This window comes from Bradyrhizobium sp. sBnM-33, from assembly GCF_032917945.1.
In the GTDB taxonomy this organism is placed as follows: Bacteria; Pseudomonadota; Alphaproteobacteria; order Rhizobiales; family Xanthobacteraceae; genus Bradyrhizobium.
In genome coordinates this window covers 3,388,569-3,410,689 of the sequence record NZ_CP136624.1, presented here as the reverse complement: position 1 = coordinate 3,410,689, position 22,121 = coordinate 3,388,569, and the positions used below count along the sequence as shown (strand labels likewise).

Genomic DNA, 22,121 nt, shown 5'->3' with positions numbered 1-22,121 from the left:
TCTTGCTTCCTTCTGTTTGTAAGTGATCAGGCCGCGTCCGGTGGCGGCCGGCGCTCGGCGTCATACTCTCCGGCGACGAGCAGGCGCCGCAGCAGCTTGCCGACCGGCGATTTCGGGATGGCATCGACGAAGACGTAGCGCCGCGGGCGCTTGAAGTTGGCAAGGCCCGAGGTGCGGCAGAACTGCTCGAGCTCCGCCTCCGACACCGGCCGATTGCGCTTGATAAAGGCTGCGACGACCTTGCCCCATTTCTCGTCGGCAAGACCGACCACCGCTACTTCAGAAACTGCGGGATGCAGCGACAAGCAGCTCTCGATCTCCACCGGCGAAACATTCTCGCCGCCGGTGATGATCATGTCATCGACGCGGCCGGTGACGAAGAGATCGCCCTCGGCATCGATAAAGCCAGTGTCGCCGGTAAAGTACCAGCCCTCGCGCAACGCCTTGGCATCGGCTTCGGGCCGCCGCCAATAGCCTTCGAATGCCTCGTCGCCGGCGAGCGAGGCGATGATCTCGCCTTCCTCTCCCGGTGCAGCCAGTTCGTCCACCGAGCGGGAGTTGATCCGGACTACCCTGATGTGCTGGTTGATGCCGGCCTTGCCGGCTGAGCCGGGCTTGGCCGGCGCATTCTGGTCGATCGTGAAGGTGTAGATCTCGGAGCTGCCGTAATGATTGACGAACAGCTCAGGCTTGAACACGTCGACCAGCTTCTTGAGCAGTCCATCCGTCATCGAGGCGCCGGCAAAGCCGAGCTTTCGAACGCTTGATATGTCGGTGGCAGCAAACGCGTCGTGGTGAACGAGATCGTGATAGAGCGTCGGCACCAGATAGAGATTGCTGACCCTCTCACGGTCGATCAACGCCAGCGCCTCGCGGGCGTCGTAGCGCGGCAGGCAGATGAAGGCGCCGCCGACCAGGGACATGGCGAGCAGGGAGCGGACGCCCATGGTGTGATAGAGCGGCATCACGCCAAGCGTGCGCTCGCCCCGGCCGTAGAGGTTCTGTGCAACATGCGCGACGGCCGCTGCCCGCTCGGCGCGGTGACGGCGCGGCACACCTTTTGGCCGCGATGTCGTGCCCGAGGTGTAGAGCATGATCGACCAGGCATCGGCCCCGACTCGCGGCAGGGCATCGGAAGCGGCGCCACCCACCATCTCCGCGAAGGCCGGGTCGCCGTTGACCTTCATGCCGACCGCAACGCACTGCAGGCTGGCCGCGCGTGTGGAATTTCTGACGGCCTCGGCGGAGACATCCTGATAGAACACGGCGCTCGCCTCGGCGTTTTCGATGCAGAAATCGAGCTCGTCGGCCTTGGCTCGCCAGTTGATGGGAGTGAGGACGAGGCCTGCCAATTGGCAGGCCCAATGCAGCGTCGCCGCCTCCCAGCGGTTCTGCAGCACAGTGACGACATGATCGCCGGGTCTTAGGCCGAGATGATCGAACGATGCCACTAGCGACGAAATCTTGCGGTACCACTGGCGATAAGTGAGGCGGACATCGCCATCGACCAGCGCAAGCGCATCCGGATCTCGCGCGACGCTTGCAACAAAGCTGCTGCCAAGATCAAGCATCTGACTTCTCTTCCGTGGTGTTGGAAAAGTCGGCGGCCGCTTCGAGCGCCGCCTTTATGATCGGGGTGTATCCGGTGCAGCGGCAGAGGTGGCCGCTGAGGAGATCGCGAATATCGGCTTCGCGCGGCGAGGGATTGCGGCGCAGATAGTAGTCAAGCGACATCAGGATGCCGGCCGTGCAGAACCCGCATTGCAGAGCGTGGTTGCGGCGGAATGCCTGCTGCAGGATGCCAAGCCGATCAGGTGACGGGGCGAGCCCCTCGACGGTTTGGACCTCGCAGCCATCGACCTGCGCTGCCAGGGTCAGGCAAGAGCGCGTGAGCATGCCACCGACGATGACCGTGCAGGCGCCGCAAACGCCGTGCTCGCAGCCAACATGTGTTCCCGTCGCGCCGATCCGATGGCGCAGGAAATCGGAAAGCAGCATGCGCGGCTCAGCCTCGGCTTCCACCGGCGTGCCGTTCAGGCTAAGGCGAACCGGATGACGGCCATGGGCGGCAAGACGCGTCATTACAGCACCTCGCCGATCAGGTCGCGCCCAATAATCCGCACCAGATCGCGCCGATATCGCGCGGTCGCGTGCACGTCGTCGCGCGCGTCAAGCTCGTAGGCAAAGCCGTTCAACGCATCGTCAAGCGCGGTGCCATCCAGGCATGGCCATTCCCGCGTCGTCGGTACATCCGCGACGCCACCAACGGCAAAGCGGACGCCGTTCGGCGTCGCCACCGCCGCACAGGCCACAATGGCGAAATCGCCGTGGCGGCGGGCGACCTCGCGGAAGGCGCATCGGCCGCCGCGATGACCGGGAAACGATACGGCTTCGATCAACTCGTCTTCGGCGCGATCGGTGGCCATCATACCGACAAAGAAATCGCGGGCTGGGACGCGGCGACGCCGCCTCTTGCTGCGCAGATGCACCTCGCCGCCGAGCGCAATGAGCGCGAGTGGCATCTCGGCGCTAGGGTCCGCATGCGCCAGCGAGCCGCAGATGGTGCCGCGGCTGCGCGTCTGGACGTGGCCGATCCAGGGTAGCGCCAGCGCAAGCAGTGGCAGCGTCCGTGTCAGTTCCGGCCAAGCGAGCAATGTGGCCTGGCGTACGCCCGCGCCGATCGTCACGACGCCCGCCCGCTCCTCGACGCGGTTGAGCTCCTTTAGCCGCATGATGTCGATCAGGACTTTTGGCCGGGCCAGGCGCATGTTGAGCATCGCCATCAGCGACTGGCCGCCGGCCAGCACGCGAGCATTGCCGCCCTCGTTCGAAAGTCCTTCCAGAACTTCGTCGAGGGACTCGGCCCTGACATAGTCGAAGGCGGCGGGCTTCATCGTCGTCCTCCAAACAGGCTTGCGAGCCTGCCGAGCAGCGCAACGAGGGAGAAGCCGCTGACGGACGCTCCATCGCCGGCCTGGCGCGCAAGTGCTGCGAAAAACTGTCCGATGATCACGCGCGTGGCGCCGTCGAGCAGACGGCCGCCGATGCTGGCGACCTTGCCGCCGATTGCGGCTTCATAGCTGTAGTGCAGCCGCGTGCCGCCGTTGCCGTCGGGCTCGAGCGTGATGTGTCCTTCGGCCTCGCCGAAGCCGAGCGCGCCCTCCGCTTTGCCGCGCAACCTGACGGCATTCGGCGGGTCGAGATCGAACAGCTCGACATCGGCGCGATAGCGTCCTGTCACCGGACCGATGCCCAGCGTCACGTCGGCGCGGAAATGCGTGTCGGAAACTTTGTCGACGCGCTGGCATCCGGGAATCACCGCCTGCAATGTCCTGGCATCGAGCAGCATCGTCCACACCTGCTCCGGCGCTGCGTTGACGGAGGCGCTCCCCTCGCCGCGCAGCCGGCGGTCTGCCTCCCGAGCGGCGGCTGCCCTCGTTTGTCCTGCCGGCGGCAACGGCTCCGGCCCGCGCGCCAAGTCGGCGAGCTTCGCCGGCACCAGCGGCAATGTGACGTCGGCAAGTCCCAGCGCATCGGCAACTGCATTGGCGATGCACACCGGCGTCGACATGCAATTGCCCTCGCCGACGCCTTTTGCCCCCAGCGGGGTAAACGGCGACGGCGTCTCCATGTGAATGATCTGCGGATCCGGAACTTCGGTCGTGGTCGGCAACAGATAGTCGGCAAACGTTCCGGTCAGAAAGCTGCCGTCGGCGGCATAGGCGTATTCTTCATAGAGCGCCGCCCCCAGCGCCTGCACAAAGCCACCGCGGATCTGCCCGTTCACCATGGCTGGATGCAGGATGGTGCCGCAATCATGCATGGTCACGTAGCGATCGATCCGCGTTTCAAACGTCGTGCGATCAATCTCGACGCCGCAGAAATCGAAGATGAAGCCGTGGCAGAGAGAGGAGTTGATTCGATCGTCATCATCCGGTGCAGTCAGCTCCGGCGGGGTCCAGAACACGGTCTCGCGGATGGTCTGGCCGGCATCGTCAGGCAATGAGCCAGGCGACCAATGGCTGAGCGCCGCAACTCTGGAAAAGGTGACGCGGTTCTCCGGATTATGCTTCGAGGCGACGAAGCCTCCGTCGAAGACGATGTCCGCCGGCTCCACATTCAACTGGCTCGCAGCGACGCGCGCGAGACGGGCGGCGATGCGTTCAGCGGCCAATTTGGCGGTGCCGGCCACGGCGGCCGCAAACCGACTCGCATAGTTTCCGGAGGCGATCGACCAGGCATCCTTGGCGGTGTCGATTTCCGTGTTGACGCGAATGTCCTGCGGCTTGAGCCCGAACACATCGGCGACCACCTGCGACAGCACGGTGCGGTGCCCCTGCCCTTGCGGCACCGAAGCGACGTGAACCGTCACACCACCGGTCGGATCGAGCGCGACGGTCGCAGTCGCCTGCGCGCCATTCTTCTGCCCCGCCTTGCGCCGCTCGGCAGCCGTAAGAACGGTGGTGATGTAGCCCATGTTGGAGACGCTGGGCTCGACGACCGCGGTGTAGCCGATGCCGTAGAGACGGCCCTGCGCGCGCGCCTCCTCGCGCCGCGCCATCAGTTCGGCCAATCCTCCTTGCTCGACGGCCTTCGCAATAGCTTCCTGGTAGTTGCCGGAATCGAGCAATGCGCCGGTAGCCGTGCGGTAAGGAAAGGCATTCGCGGGAACGAGATTGCGCTTGATGACATCGAGCGGATCAAGGCGCAGGCCGATCGCGATCCGCTGCACCAGGCGTTCCAGCGCGAAGTAGACTTGCGGTCCACCGAAGCCGCGGTTGAGGCCAGTCGGCGTCTTGTTGGTGACCACCACGCGATTGCGCACCTTCACATGGCGGATGTCGTAGGCGCCGGCAAGGTTGCCGTGCATGCGGTAGAGCGTTGCCGGTTCGGGTGCGCGCAGGTGGGCGCCGCAATCCTCGACCTGATCCCAATCGAGGGCGAGGATCCTGCCGTCGGCGGCGACGGCGGCCGAAAGCGTGGTGGCGCGGTTGGTGGCCGAGACCGAAGCAGTGAGGTGCTCGAGCCGATCCTCGATCCATTTCACGGGACGTCCGACAGCGCGCGAAGCCGCGCCGATCAACACAATGTAGGGAAATACGCCCTGCTTCACGCCGAAGCTGCCGCCGGAATCCGGCGGGGTGCGCAGCCGCAGCCGATTGCCGGGTACTTTCAGGGCGCGTGAGATCACGGTGTGGATGCTGAACGGTCCCTGGAAATTGGCGAGGATGTCGAAGGCGTCCTCGGCCGCATCGTGGGAAGCAATCACACCGTAGGTTTCGATCGGCGTGCAGGAATTGCGCGGATAGCGGATATCGATCGAGAAGCGATGCGGCGCTTGCGCAAACGCCTGGTCCGGATCGCCATAGGAGAAGCTACGGTCACTGGCGAGGTTGCCGGGAAAGCCGTCGTGTAGAACCGGCGCATCGGCCGCCAGCGCCGCCAACGGATCGACCACGGCCGCGCGCGGCCGATACTCGACATGGATCAGTTCGACGGCATCTTCGGCCCAGGCACGGTCGCTCGCAACGACCACGGCGACGGGTTCGCCGACATAGCGAACGCGTTCAGTCGCGATCGGCCAGCATTCCACCGGCGCCTTGACGCCGACCACGAGGCCTGAGGTCAACGCCTTGACCTGCTCGCCGGTGAGCACGGCCGCAACGCCCCGTGCGCGGCGTGCCGCCTCCGCGTCGATCGAAACGATATCGGCGTGAGCATGGGGAGATCGGAGGATCGCAGCATGCAGCGTGCCCGGCGGCGTACCGAGATCGTCGATGAAACGGCCGCGGCCAGTGAGGAGTGCCGCATCCTCGACGCGCTCGATCGAGCGGCCGACCCACGGCCGGCCTTCCATGTCGACAGATGATGCGGGTCGAGCCGCCACCTGCGCCATTTACAACATTCCTCCCGATTGCGCTCTGCGACGCCACGCGGATCAGATGTAAGAACGCCGGCCAGAGGAGCCATACCGTCCCCTCTCACCACTTACCAAATCGTCTCATTTGGAAGCGTACGCTGCCCCATCAGCTCGCAAGGCGCGAGACGCTGCGGAACTCGCGCGGACTCACGCCGGCATGATCGCGAAAGAAGCGCGTGAAATGCGCAGGCTCCGGGAAGCCGAAGCGCTCGCTGATCTCACCAAAGGGCATATCCTGGTGCATTACCGCATCGAGCACCCGCTCCATGCGCACCACATTCAGGTAGATCTTCGGCGATATGCCAAGCGAGGACTCGAACAGACGAAAAAACTGCGCACGCGACAAGCCCGCGCTCTTCGCGAACTGGTCAACGCTGGCGCATGAGCCTTCCCGAGCCCGCATCGCTTCGGTGGCGCGCCTGATCCGCCAATCGCAGCTCTTCGCATTCATACCGCGGATCGAAGCCGGAAAGCGGCGCCATGGCGTGAAACGCTCGATCACCGCGATCATCAGATCTGAGAGCGCCTGTTCATGGGTGCGGGTGCAGTCCGGGTGCTCTACCATTTCGGCGGCCAGCCGGAGCGTGAGCTGACGAATCCGCGGCGAGACCTCTCCGGAAGGTTGCTCGAAAAAGCCGGGCGCGCCGCTGGCGGCCCAGCCGGAACGAAATTCCTTCAGCCAATGTGGCTCGACGTAGAGCGCGAGAATGAGAGTCCTCGGCCGCGCCGGATCATGCACATAGGCATGCGGCGTCCAGGCATCGACCAACACGGCATTGGTGTCGGTGAGCGGATAGGCCCTGTCGCCTACCATGAATTGCGTATCGGAGCCCTCGACCTTCAGGAGGACGTGGCACTGCGGGTGGGCATGACGCACCAGCGAGCGATCCATGTCCAGGAGCGCAACCCTACCGAAGGCGCCGTGAGCGATGCGCAGAGCTGTTGACATACTGGTCCTCCCTTCACAAGTTGCTTCGTTTCATGGTGCGAATCGTACCGCGTGCCGCGACGCCAGCGCGCGCTGACGCAATTGGGTCAGCGTGGCAGAAGGTGTGATGGCTTCCGCCTCGATCTTCAGTTCGAGGAGGGCCGGCTTGCGCCGCTCGTCTGCAAAGGCCCTTGCCCGGGCAAAGGCCGCTGCAAAGCTTTCGGTTTCCAGGACCTGCTCGCCAAAGCCGCCGAAGGCGCGGGCCAGCGCGACAAAATCCGGATTCTCGAGCGCGGTCGCATGAACGCGCCCCGGATATTCCTTCTCCTGGTGCATGCGAATGGACCCATACATGCCGTTGTTGACGACGATGACAATGACGCCGAGTCCATATTGTGATGCGGTCGCAAGCTCATTGGCGCTCATCATGAAGCAGCCATCGCCGGCAAAGCAGACCGCGGTGCGGTCAGAGTGAACCAGTTTGGCCGCGATGGCCGCGGGCAGACCATAGCCCATCGCGCCGGATGTCGGTGCAAGCTGCGTCCTGAAACCGCCATAGCGATGGAACTTGTGCACCCAGATCGCGTAGTTGCCCGCCCCGTTCGAGATGATGGCATCGTCCGGCAGGACTTCGCGCAAGTGAAGCATCACCGCGCCGAGATCGACCGGGCCCGGCATCGATCCGGGTATCTGGTCGGCGATGAAGTCCTCGCGCGCCGCTGCGAGCCATGCCTTCCGCCGCGCCTCCGTCCCCGCTTCGTATCGCTCCGAAGGCCGGAGCGCGGCGAGCGCCGCGGCCATCTCGGACATACCGGCGTTGATCGGCAGATCGGCCTGATAGATGCGTCCAAGCTCGTTCGGATCGGCATGTATGTGCACGAGGCGCTGAGCCGGGCGGGGAATTTCAAATAACGTGTAGCCCGAAGTCGTGGTCTCACCCAGGCGTCCGCCCAGGGCGATGATCAGGTCGGCGCCGCGAATGCGTTCGATCAACTTTGGGCTTGGGCCCAGGCCCGCGTGGCCGACATAATGCGAATGCCGGTTGTCGAGAATGTCCTGCCGCCGAAAGCCGGCGACAACCGGCAGGCTGAATGTCTCCACGAAGCCCTTGAGATCCGCGCAGGCTCGGGCATTCCAGCCGCCGCCACCGACGATCACCAGCGGCCGCTCGGCGCCGTCGATCATCTCGACCAAGCGCGATAGCTGAGCGGGACCGGAATGGCCCGCAACCCGCACGTAAGGAGCAGCATTGGCCACCGCGGCTTGCTCCGTCAGCATGTCCTCAGGCAGCGAGACCACGACCGGCCCCGGGCGCCCGGACACCGCAACATGGAAGGCGCGGCTGACCAGCTCGGGAATGCGCTCGGCACGATCGATCTCGACGACCCATTTGGCCATGCCGCCGAACATCCGGCGGAAGTCGACCTCCTGCCAAGCTTCACGCCCCAGCATGCCGCGGGCGACCTGACCGATAAACAGGATCATCGGCGTAGAATCCTGCGACGCTGTGTGAACGCCGATTGCGGCATGGCTCGCGCCCGGCCCTCGCGTGACAAAGCAGATTCCGGGACGCCCGGTCAGCTTTCCATACGCCTCGGCCATGTGCGCCGCGCCCGCCTCGTGCCGGGTCACGATGGTGCGAATAGCCTCGCCCGCGCCGGCAAGCGCGTCGAGTGCGGCCAGGAAGCTTTCACCCGGCAGGCAGAATACCGTATCCACGCCGTTAGTTTTCAGTGCGTCGACGAGGATCTCGCCGCCACTGCGCGGGCTTGAAGTCATCAACATCGACAGCTCTTCGGCTCAAGATACATGGCTGATCGAACAGATTGGCGCTTGGCTCCTAGGGCGCATCTCGAACAAGGACACGCGAGAGCGCCGGAGCCGGATTCTTCTGCAGGGCATAAGCGAGATCGACCTGCTCCTCCCCCTTGACGTGAATACGCTTGAAATCGAGTTCCGGCGCGTCGACCGGCACGGTCGCGTCGAGACCCATCTTTGCGCTGATGCCGTCCCTTGTGGTCGGATCGAGCTTGGAGCCGAGCGCGCCGGAAACGATCAGCAGATCGCGATCGGCCTGGAAGCGCGTCGCTATCGCCCACTCGATTTCCTCGGAATCATCGATATTGACGTCCTTATCGACGACAACGACCTGCTTGATGTCATAGTGCGCGCCGAAGGCACACATGATGATGTTCTTCGGCTCGCCGTCAGACGTCTTGTCGATCTTGACGGCAAGATGGTAGCGGCAGGTACCGCCGCGCGGCAGACGCACGTCGAGCACGTTCGGGAAACTGCGCCGCAAATGCTGCAGTAATGTCGCCTCGCGCGGCACGGCGCCCAGGATGAGGTGCTCATAGCCCCCGCCGACAATCGTGTGGAAAATCGGCCGGGCGCGGTGAGTGATCGCATCCACCTCGATGACCTCGCGGTTTGCGCGCGGCCCGTAGTACTGGGGAAATTCACCGAACGGCCCTTCCGGCTCACGCACGCGCGGGAGAATTCGCCCCTCGATCACGATCTCCGCCTGAGCCGGCACGCGGACGGAGTTGGTCTTGCACTTCACGACGTCGATCGGCTGCCCTAGCAGCGCGCCGGCTATCCCCATCTCGTCTTCATCGAGCGCAGCAATCGCCTGCGACGCCAGAAGCAATGCCGGATGGACTCCGATGACGATCGCGATCTCGAGCGCCTCGCCCGCCTCCTCGGCCATGCGGAAATAGGAAAGCGTGTGCCTGGGCAAGAGCAGAACGCCGATCCGGTTCGGACCGCTGATCTGGCAGCGATGGATCGATACGTTCTGAATGCCGTTGCGCGGATTGCGTGCGATCAGCAGGCCTGCCGTGATATAGGGCCCGCTGTCGCGCTCGTTGTGCTTCGGGATCGGCAACTGCCTGAGAAGGTCGACCTCGTTGTGGACGATTTCCTGAACCGGACCGCTGGTCACTTCGCGGCTCGGCAGCGGCTCGCGCGCCGCAGCAAGGAAGCGCGCCAGCAACTGCTCTGCGCCGACAGCGATGGATTCAGCGACCCAGTCCCGCGCGGCGAACAGATTGGCGACCACCGGAATGTCGTGTCCGCCGGGCACTGGAAACAGCACCGCGCGGTCGCGCTCCAGCCGCTTCGAAACGGCAGCAAGTTCATCGGCGAGCTCCACGCCCTCGCGGGCGACAGCGAGCTTGCCTCGTTGGGCAAGGTGGGCGAGCCAAGCGCGCAAGTCCTTAGGCGCATCCGCAGCAGCAGATCTGTCCAGGTTTTCGGTCCGCATGATGCGCTCCTTTTTCGTGGTTTTCTGCAGGCGCTCAGGGAACAATTTTTCGCAGCGAACGACGTTTCAGCGCCTCGTCCTCGCCCCAGCGGCGCACCGCGCCGATGTCGATATCGAACAGGTCGAGCACACGCCCGACCGTGTGCTCGATCATATCGTCCAGACTGTCGGGCTTGGCGTAGAACGCCGGTACTGGAGGCGCGATGATTGCCCCGATTTCAGAAAGCGCGGTCATGGTGCGCAGGTGACCCGTATGCAGCGGCGTTTCGCGCACCATCAACACGAGCCGGCGCTTCTCCTTGAGGACGACATCGGCAGCCCGCGTCAGCAGCGTCGTCGTGACGCCGGACGCGATTTCCGACATTGACCGCATCGAACAGGGAGCGACGATCATGCCCGCCGTACGAAAGGAACCGCTGGAGATCGAGGCGGCCATGTCGTCGATGGCATGGTTGAAATTGGCAAGCGCCCTCACCTCCGAGATCTTAAGGTCAGTCTCGTAGGCGAAGGTGAGCTCGGCCGTCTTCGACATCACAAGATGCGTCTCGACGCCGGCATTGCGGAGCAATTGCAGCAAGCGCACGCCATAGACGACGCCCGAGGCTCCGGAAATGCCGATAATCAGCCGTGAGGGCGTCCGATCCTGCATGACGGTTCGCGTTCCGCTCCCTGTGTCGCGGCGCAACAGACGCTCGAGCGTCTTGCGCCATTTGAAGGGACAGTAGAGGGAAGCCAGGATCAGAACAAATAATGATTGATGATCAACTCCATCATCTGAAATGATGGCCGTGCAGGGGTTCGTCAGGACAGGGAGGGAACGGCGATGGAATTCAGGCAGATGCAATACTTCCTTTGCCTGGCGGAAGAGCGGAACGTGACCCGCGCGGCCCGCCAGCTCAACATCGTGCAGCCGGCACTCAGCATGCAGATTGCCAAGCTCGAGGCCGAGCTCGGCCAAAAGCTGTTCGAACGAAGCAACAGCGGCATGACGCTGACGACCGCCGGCGAAGCCTTCGCTCGGCTCGTCTCGCCGATCGTGCGCGATGTCGAGTATGCCAAACAGGAAATGGCGCGGCTCAACGGCCGGATCTCGGGGCGGGTTTCAGTCGGGCTGATCACGTCGGTGGCACAAAGCACAATGGCGAGTTCATCGGCAACCGTTGCGCATCTCTATCCGGAGATCACTCTCTCGGCCTGCGAGGGGTACACCGAAACGCTGACCGACTGGGTGAATTCCGGGCAACTCGACTTTGCGCTGATCAACGTGCCGCGCCGGCGCGTTTTGCTCGCCGCGCACCATGTGATGGACGAGGAAATGGTATTTGCCTGCCGAAAGGATGCACCGATCAAGCCGCCGACGAAGCTGCGCTTCGGTCATCTGGCCGAGTTTGATCTGGTCATGCCATCGAAACGGCACGGCCTGCGCATGATCCTGGAGGAGCACGCCGCCACAGCCGGCATCGAATTGAAGCCCAGACTGGAGCTCGACACCTTGCCCGCGGTTTGCGATGTGATCGCCACCACGAACCTCGTGACCGTGCTGCCCACGATTGCGCTTCAACAGTCGCTGTCCGACGGCCGGGTGCGAGCGCAGCGGTTTGCCGAACCGCGTATCACCCGATCGATCGCCTGGGTCCACCATCCGCGCCGAATGGTGTCCGCCGCCGCCAGAGCCGTGCTCGATATCATTCGCCGCGACCTGGTCGAGGCAGCGACATCAGCAAGCAATTACGTGCAGCCGCATTCCGGCGACGCCCCGAGGCGCAGCGCGGTCCGGCGCGCAAGGTCCCGATAGAGGCATCGCCCGGCAATCATCCGAAATTATCGCGGCTATCATCCCTAATTATTTGCCGTGATGACCCGATGCATCCTAATGGGGAGAGACGCAACCAAGGACGCTTTCTCATGACGGGCGATCTTCGCCGCTCCTCGCCGCGCACGCACGCCTGGGGTGCAGGTAGCGGAACGACTCCCGAGGCTCGGCTGCGGCAGCGCTTGCCCACGCTAGACGACATCGAGCGCCGCGCGCGCCGGCGTATCCCGCGTTTTGCCTTCGACTTTCTTGAGGGCGGCACCGGAAGCGATCTGAACACGAGGCGCAATCGACTGGCCCTCGACGCGGTGGAATTGGTCCCCCGCTACGGCAATCCCGGTCCCGTCTGCACGGACGTCGAGTTGTTCGGCGTCCATTGCGCCGCACCGATCGGCATTTCTCCTGTCGGGGTCGACGGCATCGTCTGGCCGGGCGCCACGCGGATTCTCGCGCGCGCCGCCGGCAAGGCACGGATTCCCTATATTGCCGGTACGCTCGCCACCGCTGCGATCGAAGAGGTCGCCGAGCTTGCAGGTCCCTATGCCTGGTTTCAGCTCTACGGATTGCCCGCCAACGACCATGCCGTCACCCTCGATCTGATCAAACGGGCAAGCGCGGCCGGCGTGCGGGTGCTGGCCGCGACACTGGATGCGCCGGTGCGCTCCAAGCGGCCGCGTGATCTGCGCAACGGCCTGGTGGTGCCATTTCGTCCCACGCCTAAGACCATTTTGGACGTAGCTCTATCGCCGCCGTGGCTGCTTGCACTGGCCAAAGCAGGCACGCCGGCCTTCCGCAACATGGAGCGCTATGTCGAAAAACCGGCGACGCTGGCGAACACGGCCGGCTTCGTGCAGAGCCAGATCAAGGGCACGTTTTCGTGGGATTTCGTCAAGCGAATGCGGGACGCCTGGCCGGGCGCGCTCGTCATGAAAGGTGTCATGCATCCCGACGACGCCGAGCAGGCAATTGCAGCGGGAGTTGATGGCATCATGGTCTCCAATCATGGAGGCCGGCAGCTCGATGCTGCGCCTGCTGCGATCGATGTTCTGCCCGCCATCGTAGCCAAAGTGGGAGCCAGGACCACCGTCCTGTTCGATAGCGGCATCCGCTCGGGCCTCGACGTCGCCCGCGCCCGCGCGCTGGGCGCCCGCGGCACATTTGCAGGCCGCGCTTTTCTTCTCGGCCTTGGCGCGCTCGGCGAGCACGGCGCAGACTATGTGGCCGGGCTGCTGAAGGAAGAACTGGAAACCGCAATGGGACAACTGGGCGCGCATTCACTCGACGCGCTGGCTCAACTGACATGTCGCCACCGGGGCGCTTTCGATTTTACTTGAGCGCGGCCGACGAAAATAGCTGGCGTTCTAGATCGAGCACATCCCCCGCAGAGATCGCATCGACAGCATCCGAAATTTTTTTGAGACGCTTTGGTAAGTCCCGAGACTCGACGGAATCGAGGTGCGTCGGTTGCGTGTCCAGAATTGGACCTCAAGGGCGCCCAAGTGCGCCGCGAGGAAACGTTCGGGTACAGGTCGCACGAGCCTCCATGGACAAGAGTGTCCGGGTGGCCACGGTCCGCCGGCCCCCACCCTTTGAGGACGCCAATGCTATTCCGCTCCACCGCCATTGCACTCTGCACCTTGTCCGCTCTCGTCATGCACGGCGCGTCGGCAACCGCAGAGGATTATCCGTCGCGTCCGATAACATTGGTGGTGCCTTTTCCGGCCGGCGGCGCAAGTGACGCCATCACCCGTATCCTCGCCGACAAACTGGGAGAGGCTCTTCGCGGCACGATTGTAGTCGAAAACAAGGGAGGCGCCGGAGGCAATATCGGCACGAACAACGTGGCAAGGGCCGCACCGGACGGGTACACCCTGCTGCTGAGTTCTTCGGGCCCGCTCGCCGTCAACAAGACGCTGACGACGGATCTTCCCTACGATCCAGAGACTGCTTTCGAACCGATCTCGCTGATCTCGACCATGCCTAATGTTCTGGTCGTCAATCCGGCCAAGGTTCCGGTAACCAATGTGCAGGAATTCATCGATTTTGCGAAAGCGAGCCGAGAGCAGATCTCATATTCGTCCATCGGCAATGGAAGCTCGCAACATCTTGCCGGCGTGCTGTTCGAGCGCCGAACCGGAACGCGTTTGCTTCATGTCCCCTACCGCGGAGCCGGCCAACTAACCGTCGATCTTGTTTCGGGCGACGTGCCGGCCAGCTTTCAGCTCATACCCAACATTGCGAGCCAACTGCAGGCCGGTCAGATAAAGCCGCTGGCGGTCACCAGCAAGCAACGCAGCAAGGCACTTCCGAACGTCCCCACCATGGCGGAAGCGGGTATTTCGGATCTGGAATCCTCTGCGTGGTTCGGCCTGCTGGTTCCGAAAGGAACGCCAAAACCGATTGTGGATCGGCTTCACGCCGAGGTGGTCAGGATCATGTCGGATCCGGCGGTGCAGAAACGGATGATCGATATCGGAGCCGATCCGATCTACACAAGCCAGGCTGAGTTCAAAGCTCTGATCTCGTCGGAAGTTATCAAATGGCGCAATCTCATCAAGGAAGCCGGCATCTCAAGCAACTGACGACAACGGCAAACTGCAATTTGCGGCTCATCAGTGCAGGCTTCAGCTTAGACAATGCATGTGACCAGGTTCGGCTGGCTGATCGCTACCGCCGGAACGAGCTTCAGAAGCTCCATTTCCAAACGCGCCCAAAAAAATTCGGCGGGAATGGAGCTGCTTACATAACGAGCTCAGCAGCTTAAGTGCTGGCTGGAGCGGGAGGGATCGAACCTCCGAATGGCGGAATCAAAATCAGCTTGATTACTCAACGATTTCGAGGCCGCATTTTGAAAAAAGGCTAGAAACGTCTTCCAGCGATTTCAACAGCTTGGCAGTCGCTTCCAAATGGAAATGCCCCCACGGAGTGCCGGTTCGGGCAAAATCTGGGAGACTACGCCGACGCTCTCATTGCGCCTGAAGGATGACTTTACGCCCGCGAGCCATGCGCAACTGATGTCGAGCGATGGCCCTTAGTCGCCCCGCCCTGATACATCCTTGAATAGTAATCCAGTTTCGATTATCGCTTCGTGAGAAGCTCTTGCCAACAAGCCGGACACTTTTCCTTGGCCGGGCCAGACATGTCCTATGCCGAGTTGATCGTACACACCGTACACGGCACGTGGCCATACGGGGTACTTCGACATTTGAAGCTCTTCAGAGGCGACAAGAGTTGTGAAGGTCGCTGGTACTGGTACGATTCGGACTTCCAAAGAGAAGTAACGAAGAACTGCGATAAGTCCATCCACTGGGTGCCATTCGAATGGAGCGGTGATAATTCCTTCGGTGCACGCGACAGGGCGTCCGCTTCCTTCGCTAGGCACCTGGTCGATTGGTTCGATCGCGCGCCCGGCGCGAATCATTGCATCATTGCTCACAGCCACGGCGGCTCTGTCGTCGTCAATGCAGTCGATAGCCTCGATCCAAGCCGCACCGGCAGGATTTCCTGCGTAATTTCGATTGCAAGCCCGTTCGCGAAGCTCTCCTCGAACAAGGACGTGCCCTACGTCGCGCTGGCGAGATATTCAGCATTCGCCTTGGGAATTCCATGCCTCCTCGTTTTCTGCTCTCTTCTTTGGCTAGTGAAAGGCGTCTTTGCGACGCTTGTATTTCAGTCGTGGCTGCTGATGCCTGTCGTGGCCTGGCTGTATGCAAACCGAACTAGCTTTCCTGGCCGGACAATGCTGACGCGCGACCAGGCACCTAGACGCGACCATCGGAATTGGACGCTTTATGCCGTTCGAGGCCCTCGGGACGAAGCCAGTATGATCATAAACGCGTGTCAGTTCGTCAATTTGGTTGCAGAGTTCTTCGTGTCGTTCCTCTTGATCAAGCCATTTCGGTTGGCTCTGGGACTACTGGAGTCGCGTTCGTGGCCACAAGTTATCGCGAAGTTCATGGCGTGGACCTTGCTGTTGTTCGCGGCAGGGAGGCTTTCTCAGTGGTACTTCGATGAAAACTCGCAGGAATCCTTCTTGGCTTTAATTTTCCTGGCGCCACTGTTCGCGTTGCTCGCGCCCATATGGATCGCATTCTTCCTGCTCGCGATCCTGTCTATCTTGTTGCCTTTGATCCTGATCCCAGCGCAATTCGCGCTTGCAGGGGCGCTCGGGTGGGAACTGATCGGCCGTTTTCGTATGCTGACAGCCGAGTGTGAACCCGTCCCGTCGGGACACGTCGCGATAACCACTACGGTGGATCTCGACGACGACGAGCGGACAAAGGCGGGCCTGATGCATTTTCTGCATGAGGCGGCTTCTGTCCGCTTTCATATCGCGAAGCTGCTTGAATCGTCGTAAGAGCGACGTGACGAATGCTACGCTCGTCGGCGTCGGCACGGAGCAGCAAGCCTCGCTCGCGTATCGGCCCTTTAAAACCGGCACTTCACAAAAAATAATCACCGTCCGATAGGCCAACATGCGGCTCGCACGTTTTTTCCGCCATTGCCCTGGCGGTACAGGGCATTGCGCGAACCAAGAATCGAACGCTGCTGCTCTCCGGCGCGGCGTCGTCGGATCTCACAGGCAAGGCATGCTCTGCGCTCAGCAGCCAATGGTCGGACGACAGCTACGCCTTGTCAGTTGGAATCGCTAACGCGATTGTACGCAATGGCGGCGACAGCTGGTTCTTTATCACCGCCGATTATGCGTTCGGCCATACGCTGGAGAAGGATGCCAGCGGCGCGATTGCGAAGGGAGGCGGCAAGGTGCTCGGCAGCGTCCGTCATCCCTTCGCCACCCAGGATTTCGCGTCTTTTCTGCTGCAGGCACAGAGCTCGAAGGCCAAGATCGTGGCGCTCGCCAACACGGCCGGCGATACCATCAATGCGCTCAAACAGGCTTCGGCCTCATTCAAGGCGGACAGAAAGTCGTGGCCATGGTTTTGTTCGTTACTGACGTGCACAGCATTGGCCTACTGCTCGCCCAGGGCACCTATTTGATGACATCCTTCTATTGGGATCAGAATGAGCAGGCGCGCAGCTTTGCCAAGCGGTTTCTGGCGGCGCAGGGAACCATGCCGACCAAGGAGCATGCGGCGACCTATGCGTCGGTTATGCACTATCTCAAGGCGGTCGACAGCATCGACAGCGACGAAGCCGGTGCCGTCAACAAGCGGATGCGCGAATTGCCGGTCGACTATTTCGGTCATCCCGGGAAGATCCAGGCCAATGGTCGCGCCATCTACGACGTGACGCTCTACCAGGTGAAGGCGCCCGCCGAGGCAAAGTACCCGTGGGACTACTTCAAGCCGATCGAGGTGTTACCCGAGACTCTTATCTATCGCAGCCCGGAAGCAGCGGGTTGTCCAGCCCCGGAATGGCGATAATGCCCTCCCTGCCCCGCGGAAAGTCCTGCCGGCAATCAATTTACCTTCTCCACGCCCGCTCTATCGATGACCTCGCTCCAGCGTTTGATTTCGGAAGCCACGAAAGCCTGCGTCGCATCTGGCGTCGAGAATTCCGCGCGTATGCCGAGCAGCTCGAGCCGGCCCTGAAATGCCGGATCGCTCACCGCCTTGCGAAGGCTTTCATTGAGCTTCGCCACGACCTCTGGCGGTGCGCCCGCGGGCAAGGCAATTCCAATCCAGGATTTGACGTCGAAGCCTGGAAGCTGTGACGCGATCGTCGGCACCCCCGGCAATGATGGCCATGGCGAGGAACTCGATGCGCCCAATCCCTTCAACGTTCCGGCCTTGATGGCCGGACCGGTGACGGTGATGGTGTCGACGATCAGGTCGATCTGGCCTGCCAGCACGTCCGTCAGGGGCTGCATTCCGCCACGATAGGGAATGTGCGTGAGCTTTCCACCAGCCGACAACGCCAATAATTCGCCGGTCAGATGCTGCGTGGATCCGAATCCCACCGAACTGAACGACAGTTTTCCCGGGGACTGCCGCGAGATCGCAATCAGGTCTGCCAGGTCCTTGATGGGGCTGTCGGCACGTGTCGCAACCACAAACGGGAAAGTACCGACCAGCGACACGAAGGTGAAGCTGTCAACGGGGTTGAACCGCAGTTTCTTGTAAAGCGCAGCCGAGACCGCATGCCCGCCGGTCAACAGGATCAACGTGTAGCCATCGGGAGATGCACGGGAGACATATTCCGAGGCGATGTTGCCGCCAGCGCCGGGTTTGGCGTCGACGACGACCGAGACACCCAGCGACTCGCTCAATGCAGCGGCGACGAGGCGCGAGATCGAGTCGGCGTTGCCGCCGGCGCCAAATCCGTGAATCAATGTGATCGGCCTTTGAGGCCACGGGTCGGCGCGACCGGCCGACGGAAGAGCCAATGCCAATATCATGACCGCGAGAAAACTGCGAAGCATAGTGCTTAACACCAATGTTACTCCCATTGCTCGTAGCGCGAGCCACGCGGCCCGTCGGCCATCCTACAAATGCCTGCCGCCATCAACTACGATCCGCGAGCCGGTGCTTGCCTTCAGATGAGTGGCACAGGCCACGATCGCGGATGCGACGTCCTCCGGGTCGATGACGCGACGAAGCGGAGTCGACTGCGCGCCTGCTTCGAGCGCCGCACGATCGCGGCCCGGAACGAAGTCGGTCGCAACCGCGCCGGGAGAAACAGTCAATAGCCTTATTTCAGGACCGAGCGCGCGCGCGAGCGACATCGTCATATTGTCCAGCGCGGCTTTGGCGGCGCAATAGGCGACGTTGCTGCCCGATGCCGTGAATCCCGAAATCGATGAGACATTGACGACAAGAGCATCTCCCGATGCGCTCAACAACGGACGAAGTGCACGGATCGCCGAATAAGGTCCGCGGACGTTGGCGATCAGGATCTGTTCGAACAGTTCGTCAGTCAGTGCCTCGAGATCGCCATGGCGGATGGCGCGGGTAAACCCCGCCGAATTGACGAGAATGTCCAGTTTCCCGAACTTGGGTTTGAGCATATCTCCCAGCGTCGTGAACGTCGCGGCATCCTCGAGGACAAGGCGAACGATCTCATGCCGCCCGGCGGGCAAGCTCTGCAGAAGTTCACGCGCCCCCTTCTCGTTCGCGTGGTAGCCGATAACGAGGTCTGCCCCGAGCTCCGCGAATTGCCGAACCGTCGCCGCGCCGATGCCGCTGCTGCCCCCCGTAACGACCGCGACACGCCCGCTCAATGATCTTGCGTCCGCCATGGATGCCCTCCTCGGTGAAACAAAAGTTAGCACGACGAAACGGGCGTGCCGGTCCCATAGCATTGTGACGAAAGGAACCGTGGTCCCGTACCTTCGGGCTAGGACCGATTAGCCGGCAGGCATTGCCTGGGTCACGCGCCGATAGACGGAAAATGTGCGCTCGATATGTGCTCGCATGGCTTGTTCAGCGCGCGGGCTATCGCGCGCGACGATGGCTTCCACGATCAGGGCATGGTCGGCGTTGCCCTGCGCCAGCTCCTCGCCCATCATCAGCCGGGCGATCGTGCCATTGAAATAGAATTGACCGGAATTGTAGATCGCATCCTTCAACCGTTGATTTCCGGCGGCTTGCATGATGGCGTCGTGAAAATCCCGATTGGTCTGCAGCCGCAGTTGTTCGTCTCCGGCCCGCAGTGTGAGACGGCTGCGATGCAGCGTCACGATCTTGTCGATCGCCTGCTGCGACCCGCGCGCGGCTGCGAGATATGCTGCATATCCCTCAAGTCCGGCGCGAACCTCTGCGTTCTCCTGCATTTCCTCCACAGTGAATTCACGCACGGCCCAGCCACGCTTTCGTGGCACGACCAGGCCGGCGATGACCAGCCGTTGCAGGCATTCGCGAACCGGGGTGCGGCTGACGCCAAGCTGGGCAGCCAAATCGAGCTCGATCAAGGGCTGGTTCGGCCTGATCTCGCCGGTCACGATCGCTCGTCGAAGCGCTTCGTAGATGTCGTCCGATCGGCGGGCCGTCCGCCTGACAGCATCATCCATAGGCTACCTTTGGCTAGACAAGTTTGTATACAATATTGCATGCGAATTGAATTTGCAATATAGAGGGCGGTACTAGGGAGCGAAAAATCAGGGATCGGGCATGAAAGCGTATCAACTCGCGGATCAGCCGGAGTCGTCGGCCACTTTGCCCAGTTTGGCGCAGCTCATAGACGTCGTCGGCGACGAGGCTTTCGCTCCCTCGTTGTTCAAATCAGTGTTCCATCTGACGAAGCCGGATCATCTCACCGCTTTCTCCTTTGCCGGCGACGCCGAACCGCGCGTGATCTTTGCCGAAAACATCGGCCGCCGTCCGGTCGCTCATGACATCGCCCGCCAGTATCGCAAAGATTATTGGCGGCACGATCTCGCAAATCAGGTCACCCTTCCCCTCGAAGGGCGAAGGCCGGATGGAAGCTGGGGCGTCCGCACCTCAGCCTCCGAGATCGATCACGCGAATTATCGCACGCATTGCTACACATCAGCCGGTCTTGAGGATCGGATCAGCCTTTCCGAAGCGCGCAACGGCCGTACGGTTCGCGTCAACTTCTACCGATACCGCGGCAATGCGTTCTCCACTGAAGACGCCGCTCGCATCTTAGACTCCGCAAAGCTCCTGCTGGCGCTGGTCCGCCGGCATGACCTGGAGGCGTCTGCTTCAACGCTGGATTCCTCCGACCAATGCCGCATGCGGCTGGCGGCGATTGCTCCCGCGCTTCCGGCGAGAGAGCTCGATGTCTGCGTGTCCATTGTGAACGGTGTGACGTCGGAAGGAATTGCGCTTGCTCTGAACGTGAGCATCAACACCGTATTCACATACAGAAAGCGCGCTTATGCGCGGCTCGGCATCTCGTCGCAGAACGAACTGGTCAAGCTCGTTCTCAACAAGAACGCCGTCCCAAGAAGCATGTTGCACAATTGAGCTAACGAGCGAACCGCCGTTTCAGGTCGCTCCAGCAGTCGACATAGCCGTCGTCGCGGCTGGAGAGCTCCGAAGAGTATCGGGTCAGCTTCTGCGGAAATCTGGATTCGAACATGAATGCCAGGGTGTTCGCAATCTTGTGCGGCTTGAGTTCAACGGTGCTGGCATGTTCGAATGCGGCCGCGTCAGGCCCATGCGGCAGCATCATGTTGTGCAGGCTCATCCCGCCGGGGACGAAGCCTTCGGGCTTCGCATCGTAAACGCCGTAAACGAGCCCCATGAACTCGGACATGATGTTGCGGTGATACCATGGCGGCCGGAAGGTGTTCTCCGCCACGGCCCAGCGCTCGGGGAAGATCACGAAGTCGATATTGGCCGTGCCTGATGTTTCCGACGGCGACGTCAGGACGGTATAGATCGACGGGTCCGGATGATCAAACGCGATTGCTCCCACCGGCGAGAAACGACGCAGGTCGTATTTGTAAGGAGCATAGTTGCCGTGCCAGGCGACAACATCCAGCGGCGACTGTCCTATCTCGGTCTTGAACAGCTCGCCGCACCATTTGAAGTAGACGGTGCTCGGTTGATCCCGATCCTCGTAGGCCGCAACAGGGGTGAGGAAATCGCGTGAATTGGCAAGACAGTTGGCGCCGATCGGTCCGCGTTCGGGCAAGGTAAACGAGCCGCCGTAATTTTCGCACACATAGGCGCGCGAGGCACCGTTCATCAGCTCCACGCGAAAAATCACGCCGCGCGGAATAACACAGATCTCTCCGGGTTCGATTTCGATGACGCCGAACTCGGTGCGGAACCGAAGTCCGCCCTGCTGGGCAACGACAAGAAACTCTCCGTCGGCATTGCAAAAATATTCGTTCGTCATGGATGCGGTCACGAACAGCAGATGCGCGGCCATGCCGCTCTGGGCTTCAGCATCACCAGCCGTCGTCACTGTAAAAAGGCCTGTTGTGAACGTGAGCTTTTCCAGTGGAATTGCCACGGGACCCCATCGATATTGGCCGATCGGCAGCTTCGACTGGCCCGGATTGGGGGCCGACCGCAACAATGGCGCCTCTACCGTGGTGAAACGTGTCGTATGCTTGACGCTCGGACGGATACGATACAGCCAGGACCGCTCGTTGGTCCCACGCGGCGCCGTGAAAGCCGATCCGCTGAGCTGTTCGGCATAAAGGCCGTAGTTTGCTTGCTGTGGTGAGTTGCGTCCGACCGGAAGCGCGTCAGGCAACGCCTCGGTCTCGAAGCTGTTGCCAAAGCCGGACATGTATCGGGAGGTCGTCATGGCAGTATCC

Annotated in this window: 17 protein-coding genes and 1 pseudogene; 6 read left to right on the top strand and 12 right to left on the bottom strand. The window is 62.0% G+C overall.

What is annotated here, in order from left to right; genetic code table 11:
* Positions 1-26: 26 nt before the first annotated feature.
* The 8 genes from RX328_RS15785 to RX328_RS15750 form a co-directional block, all read right to left on the bottom strand.
* Complete coding sequence (locus RX328_RS15785; protein ID WP_213251535.1) at positions 27-1,571, bottom strand: AMP-binding protein; 1,545 nt, start codon at positions 1,569-1,571, stop codon at positions 27-29.
* Positions 1,564-2,082, bottom strand: a complete 519-nt coding sequence (locus RX328_RS15780) for a (2Fe-2S)-binding protein (protein WP_213251536.1) — start codon at positions 2,080-2,082, stop codon at positions 1,564-1,566. The genes RX328_RS15785 and RX328_RS15780 overlap by 8 nt, the downstream gene beginning before the upstream one ends.
* Positions 2,082-2,894 (bottom strand): FAD binding domain-containing protein, encoded by an 813-nt coding sequence (locus RX328_RS15775; protein WP_213251537.1) that lies wholly within the window; start codon positions 2,892-2,894, stop codon positions 2,082-2,084. The genes RX328_RS15780 and RX328_RS15775 overlap by 1 nt, the downstream gene beginning before the upstream one ends.
* The gene (locus tag RX328_RS15770) at positions 2,891-5,896 is read right to left on the bottom strand and encodes a xanthine dehydrogenase family protein molybdopterin-binding subunit (RefSeq protein WP_213251538.1); all 3,006 of its coding nucleotides are present in this window, start codon (positions 5,894-5,896) and stop codon (positions 2,891-2,893) included. The genes RX328_RS15775 and RX328_RS15770 overlap by 4 nt, the downstream gene beginning before the upstream one ends.
* Positions 5,897-6,026: 130 nt before the next feature.
* Positions 6,027-6,869: a helix-turn-helix transcriptional regulator gene (locus tag RX328_RS15765; protein WP_213251539.1), complete on the bottom strand. Its 843-nt coding sequence runs from the start codon at positions 6,867-6,869 to the stop codon at positions 6,027-6,029.
* Between the two features lie 30 nt (positions 6,870-6,899).
* On the bottom strand, positions 6,900-8,627 hold the full coding sequence (locus tag RX328_RS15760) for a thiamine pyrophosphate-binding protein (protein ID WP_213251588.1): 1,728 nt from the start codon (positions 8,625-8,627) through the stop codon (positions 6,900-6,902).
* 61 nt (positions 8,628-8,688) lie between these two features.
* The gene (locus RX328_RS15755; RefSeq protein WP_213251540.1) at positions 8,689-10,113 is read right to left on the bottom strand and encodes a UbiD family decarboxylase; all 1,425 of its coding nucleotides are present in this window, start codon (positions 10,111-10,113) and stop codon (positions 8,689-8,691) included.
* Between the two features lie 34 nt (positions 10,114-10,147).
* Positions 10,148-10,762, bottom strand: coding sequence for a UbiX family flavin prenyltransferase (locus RX328_RS15750; RefSeq protein WP_213251541.1), 615 nt, complete (start codon positions 10,760-10,762; stop codon positions 10,148-10,150).
* A 174-nt stretch (positions 10,763-10,936) separates the two neighbouring features.
* Here RX328_RS15750 and RX328_RS15745 point away from each other — a divergent pair, with 174 nt between their 5' ends.
* From RX328_RS15745 to RX328_RS43625, 5 genes and pseudogenes are all read left to right on the top strand, one after another.
* Positions 10,937-11,908 carry a LysR family transcriptional regulator gene (locus tag RX328_RS15745; protein WP_213251542.1) on the top strand — a complete coding sequence of 324 codons (972 nt, stop codon included), beginning with the start codon at positions 10,937-10,939 and terminating at the stop codon, positions 11,906-11,908.
* A gap of 110 nt (positions 11,909-12,018) precedes the next feature.
* Positions 12,019-13,260, top strand: coding sequence for an alpha-hydroxy acid oxidase (locus RX328_RS15740; protein WP_213251543.1), 1,242 nt, complete (start codon positions 12,019-12,021; stop codon positions 13,258-13,260).
* Between the two features lie 267 nt (positions 13,261-13,527).
* On the top strand, positions 13,528-14,508 hold the full coding sequence (locus RX328_RS15735; protein WP_213251544.1) for a Bug family tripartite tricarboxylate transporter substrate binding protein: 981 nt from the start codon (positions 13,528-13,530) through the stop codon (positions 14,506-14,508).
* Between the two features lie 557 nt (positions 14,509-15,065).
* On the top strand, positions 15,066-16,283 hold the full coding sequence (locus tag RX328_RS15730) for a hypothetical protein (protein ID WP_213251545.1): 1,218 nt from the start codon (positions 15,066-15,068) through the stop codon (positions 16,281-16,283).
* 143 nt (positions 16,284-16,426) lie between these two features.
* Positions 16,427-17,310: pseudogene (locus tag RX328_RS43625) on the top strand (ABC transporter substrate-binding protein).
* Positions 17,311-17,345: 35 nt separating this feature from the next.
* Here the strand turns inward: RX328_RS43625 and RX328_RS15715 are convergent.
* The 3 genes from RX328_RS15715 to RX328_RS15705 all read right to left on the bottom strand — a co-directional run bounded on the left by RX328_RS15715 (position 17,346) and on the right by RX328_RS15705 (position 19,895).
* Positions 17,346-18,218: a tripartite tricarboxylate transporter substrate-binding protein gene (locus RX328_RS15715; protein WP_213251547.1), complete on the bottom strand. Its 873-nt coding sequence runs from the start codon at positions 18,216-18,218 to the stop codon at positions 17,346-17,348.
* Between the two features lie 153 nt (positions 18,219-18,371).
* A complete protein-coding gene (locus RX328_RS15710) occupies positions 18,372-19,124 on the bottom strand; it encodes an SDR family NAD(P)-dependent oxidoreductase (RefSeq protein ID WP_213251548.1) in 753 nt (250 codons plus the stop codon).
* A 108-nt stretch (positions 19,125-19,232) separates the two neighbouring features.
* On the bottom strand, positions 19,233-19,895 hold the full coding sequence (locus tag RX328_RS15705) for a GntR family transcriptional regulator (RefSeq protein ID WP_213251549.1): 663 nt from the start codon (positions 19,893-19,895) through the stop codon (positions 19,233-19,235).
* Between the two features lie 100 nt (positions 19,896-19,995).
* Between RX328_RS15705 and RX328_RS15700 the strand changes: the two genes are divergently transcribed.
* Positions 19,996-20,814, top strand: coding sequence for a helix-turn-helix transcriptional regulator (locus tag RX328_RS15700; RefSeq protein ID WP_213251550.1), 819 nt, complete (start codon positions 19,996-19,998; stop codon positions 20,812-20,814).
* 1 nt (position 20,815) lies between these two features.
* Here RX328_RS15700 and hmgA read toward each other — a convergent pair whose 3' ends face one another.
* The gene (gene hmgA / locus RX328_RS15695) at positions 20,816-22,111 is read right to left on the bottom strand and encodes a homogentisate 1,2-dioxygenase (protein ID WP_213251551.1); all 1,296 of its coding nucleotides are present in this window, start codon (positions 22,109-22,111) and stop codon (positions 20,816-20,818) included.
* Positions 22,112-22,121: the final 10 nt, after the last annotated feature.

Bases quoted from the DNA above. Each gene is read 5' to 3' on its own strand.
- RX328_RS15755 (WP_213251540.1), bottom strand. From the start codon at position 10,113: ATGCGGACCGAAAACCTGGACAGATCTGCTGCTGCGGATGCGCCTAAG.
- RX328_RS15735 (WP_213251544.1), top strand. From the start codon at position 13,528: ATGCTATTCCGCTCCACCGCCATTGCACTCTGCACCTTGTCCGCTCTC.
- RX328_RS15750 (WP_213251541.1), bottom strand. From the start codon at position 10,762: ATGCAGGATCGGACGCCCTCACGGCTGATTATCGGCATTTCCGGAGCC.
- RX328_RS15775 (WP_213251537.1), bottom strand. From the start codon at position 2,894: ATGAAGCCCGCCGCCTTCGACTATGTCAGGGCCGAGTCCCTCGACGAA.
- RX328_RS15705 (WP_213251549.1), bottom strand. From the start codon at position 19,895: ATGGATGATGCTGTCAGGCGGACGGCCCGCCGATCGGACGACATCTAC.
- hmgA (WP_213251551.1), bottom strand. From the start codon at position 22,111: ATGACGACCTCCCGATACATGTCCGGCTTTGGCAACAGCTTCGAGACC.
- RX328_RS15745 (WP_213251542.1), top strand. From the start codon at position 10,937: ATGGAATTCAGGCAGATGCAATACTTCCTTTGCCTGGCGGAAGAGCGG.
- RX328_RS15765 (WP_213251539.1), bottom strand. From the start codon at position 6,869: ATGTCAACAGCTCTGCGCATCGCTCACGGCGCCTTCGGTAGGGTTGCG.
- RX328_RS15740 (WP_213251543.1), top strand. From the start codon at position 12,019: ATGACGGGCGATCTTCGCCGCTCCTCGCCGCGCACGCACGCCTGGGGT.
- RX328_RS15760 (WP_213251588.1), bottom strand. From the start codon at position 8,627: ATGACTTCAAGCCCGCGCAGTGGCGGCGAGATCCTCGTCGACGCACTG.
- RX328_RS15710 (WP_213251548.1), bottom strand. From the start codon at position 19,124: ATGGCGGACGCAAGATCATTGAGCGGGCGTGTCGCGGTCGTTACGGGG.
- RX328_RS15780 (WP_213251536.1), bottom strand. From the start codon at position 2,082: ATGACGCGTCTTGCCGCCCATGGCCGTCATCCGGTTCGCCTTAGCCTG.
- RX328_RS15730 (WP_213251545.1), top strand. From the start codon at position 15,066: ATGTCCTATGCCGAGTTGATCGTACACACCGTACACGGCACGTGGCCA.
- RX328_RS15770 (WP_213251538.1), bottom strand. From the start codon at position 5,896: ATGGCGCAGGTGGCGGCTCGACCCGCATCATCTGTCGACATGGAAGGC.
- RX328_RS15700 (WP_213251550.1), top strand. From the start codon at position 19,996: ATGAAAGCGTATCAACTCGCGGATCAGCCGGAGTCGTCGGCCACTTTG.
- RX328_RS15785 (WP_213251535.1), bottom strand. From the start codon at position 1,571: ATGCTTGATCTTGGCAGCAGCTTTGTTGCAAGCGTCGCGCGAGATCCG.